Genomic DNA, 5,077 nt, shown 5'->3' with positions numbered 1-5,077 from the left:
GGGTAACGCAAAAGCCCCGGCGGGGCCGGGGCTTTGGTGATCTCGGAGGATCGAGCGGAGGCTCCGGGATTTGAACCCGGGATGGGGGGTTACCCCAAACCGCATTAGCAGTGCGGCGCCATAGACCAGACTAGGCGAAGCCTCCAGCACACCCGCTGGGCGAGGTGTGTGCAGATGATGACACAGAGCCGAGGCCCGTGACCAATCGCGGACCAGGTTACCCGGCGGGTGCGCCGCTGGGCAAAGCGCTTCCGGGGCGGGGCGCGGCGGCCGTGCGGCGCGAACGGCGGAGGGGGTCGTCCGGGTGGCGTAGTGGCGCGTTGCGCAACGGACGGGGACGCGCAGCGTTAGAAGGGTGGGGCGCGACGAGGCGTCCCGCCGACCACAGCACATCTGGAGTGATCATGCTGCGCCGATTCGTCACCGTGGCCACTGTTGTCACCGCCGTGTCCGCCGTCGCGGGTGCCGCCCTGGCGTGCCCGTCGCCGGACGGGGAGGGGCGGCCGTGGGACGGGAAGCCGGGCAAGGGGCGAGTGGGCGAGAAGTCGCTGACCATCGTGGTGAAGGACGACGCGGGCGCGAAGGAGCGGCGTCTCACCCTGCGCTGCGAGCCGACCGGCGGCAACCACCCGCAGGCGGAGGAGGCCTGCGCGGCGGTGGACCGGGCCACGCGCGGGGTGCGCAGCCCGTGGGAGCCGGTGTCGGCGGACGCCATGTGCACGCAGATGCACGGCGGCCCGCAGACCGCGCGGGTGACGGGCACCTGGGCGGGCCGGAAGGTGGACTCGTCGTTCGACCGGTCGAACGGCTGCGAGATCGCCCGCTGGGACAGTCTGACGCCGGCGCTGCCCGACGCGCGGTGAGGACGCCGGCCCGCCGGTGAGGACGCCGGCCCGCGGCCGGGTAACCGGAACCACATATTCCGGAACGCTGCGTGTCGACCGCCGCCGCTTTATGTCCGGCCTGGGCCGGTGCGGCTGCTTCCTCCCTCCCCGGGGTGCGCATCCGCCGCCCCCGGGGAGGCCGCTGCCCGTAGACTCCCCTCTGGTGACAGGCCCGGGTGGACAGGCAGACTGACCGGGCACCAGGTGGGTCAGCAAGGAGGAACGCCGTCGTGAGCAGCCGGCCATCCCGAGGCGCTGCTCGCCTCGCCGCCATACTCGACGCGCTGCCCGACGCGCTCCTGCTGGTCAACGCCAACGGCACGGTGGTCAACGCCAACAGCATCGCGCTCGAGGTGTTCGAGACGCCCGGGACCGCGCTGATCGGGCGCGGCCTGCTCGACCTGCTGCCCGCGTTCGACTCCAGGCGCATCCCCGGTTCCATGCGCCGCCCCGACGAGCAGGTCGAGGGGCGGCAGCCGCCGACGCGGATGGTCGCGCGGCGGACGGACGGGACGGAGTTCCCCGTCGAGGTCACCAGCGCCAACCTGGAGGACGGGCGCACCCCGTACGAGTCCGCGTTCGAGGCCGCGTACGCCGACCACGGCAAGGGCTACAGCGGCGACGAGCTGCTGATGCTCGTCGTCCGCGACCTGACCGGCACCCTCGACACCGAGGCCGAGCTGGCCCGCCAGCAGCGGCAGACGGAGATGATCCTGCGCGCCGCCGCCGAGGGCGTCGTCGGCACGGACACCGACGGGCGAATCGTGCTGGTGAACCCGGCGGCCGCGCAGATCCTCGGCTACCGGGCGAGCGACCTCGGCGGCAAGCAGCTGCACCCGCTCGTCCACCACACCCGGCCGGACGGCACTCCGCAGCCGTACGAGGAGACGCCGCTCGCCGACACGCTTCGTTCCGGTCGCAAACACCGGGTGCGCCGCCAGGTGCTGTGGGCGAAGGACGGGCAGCGGGTTCCGGTCGACATGACCACCGCGCCGGTGCGGGACGGCGACCAGCTCGTGGGCGCGGTGCTCACCTTCACCGACCGACGTGCCGCGGAGGCGCTGGAGGCGCGCCACGCGCAGCTGCTGTCCGTCCTCGACCAGGCGCTGCGCGGCCCCCTGGAGCAGCTGCGCGGCGAACTCACCGGGCTCGCCGCCGATCCGGCCGGCCAGCTGTGGCCCGAGGCGAACCAGATCCTGCACCACCTGTCGGCCGGCTACTCCCGGATGACCGCGCTGATCGACAACGTCGTCCACTACCAGCGGCTCGACACCGGGCGGGAGAGGCTGGACCGCAAGCAGGCCTCGCTGGACGCGGTGATCGCCGCAGGCGTGGAGGGCGCGGTCGAGCTGATCGGGCCGGGGCGGGCCCAGTTCGCCGTGCACGCGCCGCCGATACAGGCCGAGGTCGACGCCGACCGGCTGGCGTTGGCGATCGCACACCTGGTGGCCGATGTCGCGGGTGTCGACGCCACCGGCGCGGCGCCGGCGCTCGGCGGGACCGGCGACTCCACGATCGTGGTGGCCGCCGCCCGGCGCGGCGGCCGCAAGCAGGACGGGAACAGTCCGGACGAGGCCGTCGTACGGGTGGAGGTGCGCGGGCCGCACGGCGGCGGCAGCCCGGTGCACCTGCCGATCGCGCGCGGAGTGGTGGAGCTGCACGGCGGCGTGCTCCAGACCCACGAGGTGCCGGGCGCGGCGGGCGGCAGCGCGTACGTGCTCGAGGTGCCGGTGGGCGAGGTGACGGACGTACCGCCGCCGGCCGCCGCCACCGAGGGCGGTACGCCGGGTGGTGCTTCGGGCGACACCTCGCCCGGTGCGGGCCCGGCTGCGGGCCACGGCGGCGACACGGGCGGCGGCTCGTCGGGCGGCGGCCGGCGACGGCGGGGCGCCACCGCGCTCCCCGCCATCGCGGCCGGACCCGGCGCGGCCGGGCCGGACTCCGGGGGCGAGCGCGGCTCGCACCAGGAGGACGGACAGCCGAACGAGACGACGATCATGCCGCTCCCGGCACAGCCGGCTCGCGGCACGGCCGAGGCGTTGGCCCTGCCGTCCGCCGGCGCGGGCGGGGGCAACACGCCGTCGGGGCCGGCCCTTCGGGCGCCCGCCGTGCCCATGCCCGCCGTGCCGGTGCCGATGCGGCGGGGGGACGCGGGGCAGCCAGGCGCGCCGGCCGGGGCGGCGTCCTCGTCGCCGGTTCCGGTGCCGGTGCCTGCTCGCCAGGCGGCGTCGCGGCTCGGCACCGACGCCGAGGCGGGCGCGCTGCAGCACGCGAGCGGCCCGCACCACATGGGCACGCCGGCGCACCCGCCGGTGGAACAGGCCGGCGGCCCCCAGCAGTCGCCCGGCGCGCAGCAGGCCGCCGCGACACAGGAGCCGCGGCAGCAGCAGGCGGTCCCGCACGCCCACGCGCCGGCCCCCCGGCAACCTCTCGACGAGTCCGGAACGGGCGGCGGCCCGGGCACCCCGGCGGCCGGCATCGCCGCCGACCAGCTGCCGGCGCCGCGTTCCGGCGCTGCCGCCGACGCGACCGGCCGGGGCCACGCGGCCCGGCAGGCGGAACCGGAAGCCGCGCCGGTCGGCGGCGGAGTGCCGGTGGCGCCCACCGGGCGCCGGGCCCGGCGAGCCCTCAGCCCGGTCGAGGAGCGCCCGGGCGGCGAGCACACGCCCCCGTCCGGGACCGCCGGGCACGCGATCCCCGGAGCCGCGCCGAGCGGCGCCGAGCTGAACGGCGTGGCGGGTGCGCACGGTGCCCCGGCGGAGGCGGCCGGAGCGGCGCCGGGCGTCCCCGCCGGCGCGCACGCCGACCCGCACGCGGGAGCGCATGCTGGCGCACACACTCCCGGCCACGGGACGCCCGCGGCGGACACCGGGGAGTACCCGAGCCCGGCGCAGATCCCGCAGCAGGTCCAGCCCGGAACGGGTCGTCGCGGACGTCGGGCCAAGCCCGCCGCCGAAGAGCCCGCCGCGCGCACGGCGTTCGCCCTGCCGGCGAGCCCGCCGAGCCCCGCCGACACCACGGGCACCGCAGAAGCCGCGGGAGCAGCGGGAGTCCCAGACGCCGCAGGAGGCGCCGGAGGCGCCGCAGGAGAGGCGGCACCCGTCGTTCCCGCGCCCGTGCAGCCGACCCCCGGCGACGGCGCTCCCGCCACCGTCACCCCGGGCGCGGGCACCCCGCCCACCGCGACACCGGACTCGTCGATGCCGGGCGCGGGGACGCCCGGCGCGGGCACGCCCGTCACACCCCCGGTCGCGGCGCCCCCGGCGGACCGCCCCACCGGGCGGCGGCGGAAACCGAACCCGGCCGAGGAGCAGCAGGTCGCCGCGGCCCAACAGCCGTCCGGCGGCGCGGGTTGGAGTGTCCCGGCGGCGGGTGTCCCGACGGCCGGCGTTCCGGCGGCGGTCCCGCACACACCGCCACACGGTGCCGTGCCGCCGCACGGCCAGGCGCGGCCGGTCGCCGGTCCCGTCCCGGCGGCGGGGCCCGAGGCCGGGCAGCCCGCTCCCGGCACGCCTGGCGCCGTGCCCCCGGAGAGCACCGAGCCGGGGCCGGGGCAGTCCGGCGAGCACCCGTCAGCCCGGCAGCACGGCAGCGGGGCCCACGCGCTCCCGTCCGGCGCGCCGGAGGCCGGGGAGCCGCAGGAACCGCCGTCCGAACCGCTCGATCCGCGAGCGGCGGGCCACTCCGTCGTGGCGCGCAGCCCGATTCTCGGCGGGGCCGTGCCGCCCGCCGAGCAGCCGAGGCCGCGCCCGCTGCCGATGCCCGGCCCCCCTCAGACGAGTGAGCAGTCCAGCGGCGTCAGCGTGCGCACGCTCGGCCAGGGCACGCCGTACGCCACGCCTCCCGGCGGCACCACGCCCGCCGGCGGCACGGTCCAGGGCTCCGGTGAGTTCCAGACGCCCGCGACGCCCGCGACACCTACGGCTCCCGTGGCCCCGGCGTCAGCCGTGCCGCACACGCCGGCGGGCGGCACCGGGCGGCGGCGCAAGCTGGCCACGCCCGAGGAGCGGGAGGTGCCGCCGATCCAGCGGCAGGCCCCGGCGACACCGCAGCCGACGGGGACGCAGTCGACGGGGACGCAGGCCACGGCGCATCCGCAGGCGCACACGCCGGCGCACGGCTCCGACACTCACCCGGCGCACACGCCGGCGGCCCAACCGACGCCCAGCCCCGCCGCCGCACCGCCACAGGAG

At 77.8% G+C, this 5,077-nt stretch carries 2 protein-coding genes and 1 tRNA gene; 2 read left to right on the top strand and 1 reads right to left on the bottom strand.

Translation table 11 applies throughout. The annotated features are described in order from the left end of the window. Positions 1–55: 55 nt before the first annotated feature. Positions 56–145, bottom strand: a tRNA-Ser gene (locus GL263_RS21185). A 259-nt stretch (positions 146–404) separates the two neighbouring features. Here GL263_RS21185 and GL263_RS21180 point away from each other — a divergent pair. Further along, positions 405–863 carry an SSI family serine proteinase inhibitor gene (locus tag GL263_RS21180; protein WP_182857326.1) on the top strand — a complete coding sequence of 153 codons (459 nt, stop codon included), beginning with the start codon at positions 405–407 and terminating at the stop codon, positions 861–863. Between the two features lie 251 nt (positions 864–1,114). Continuing rightward, the coding region (locus tag GL263_RS21175) for a PAS domain-containing protein (protein ID WP_182857325.1) at positions 1,115–5,077 on the top strand (3,963 nt) is incomplete at its 3' end.

This window comes from Streptomyces durbertensis, assembly GCF_014156695.1.
In the GTDB taxonomy this organism is placed as follows: Bacteria; Actinomycetota; Actinomycetes; order Streptomycetales; family Streptomycetaceae; genus Streptomyces; species Streptomyces durbertensis.
The sequence above is the reverse complement of the archived record's forward strand: the minus strand, read 5'-3'. Positions and strand labels throughout refer to the sequence as shown.

Excerpts from the sequence above, each read along its gene's own strand:
- GL263_RS21180 (WP_182857326.1), top strand. The coding sequence starts at position 405 with ATGCTGCGCCGATTCGTCACCGTGGCCACTGTTGTCACCGCCGTGTCC.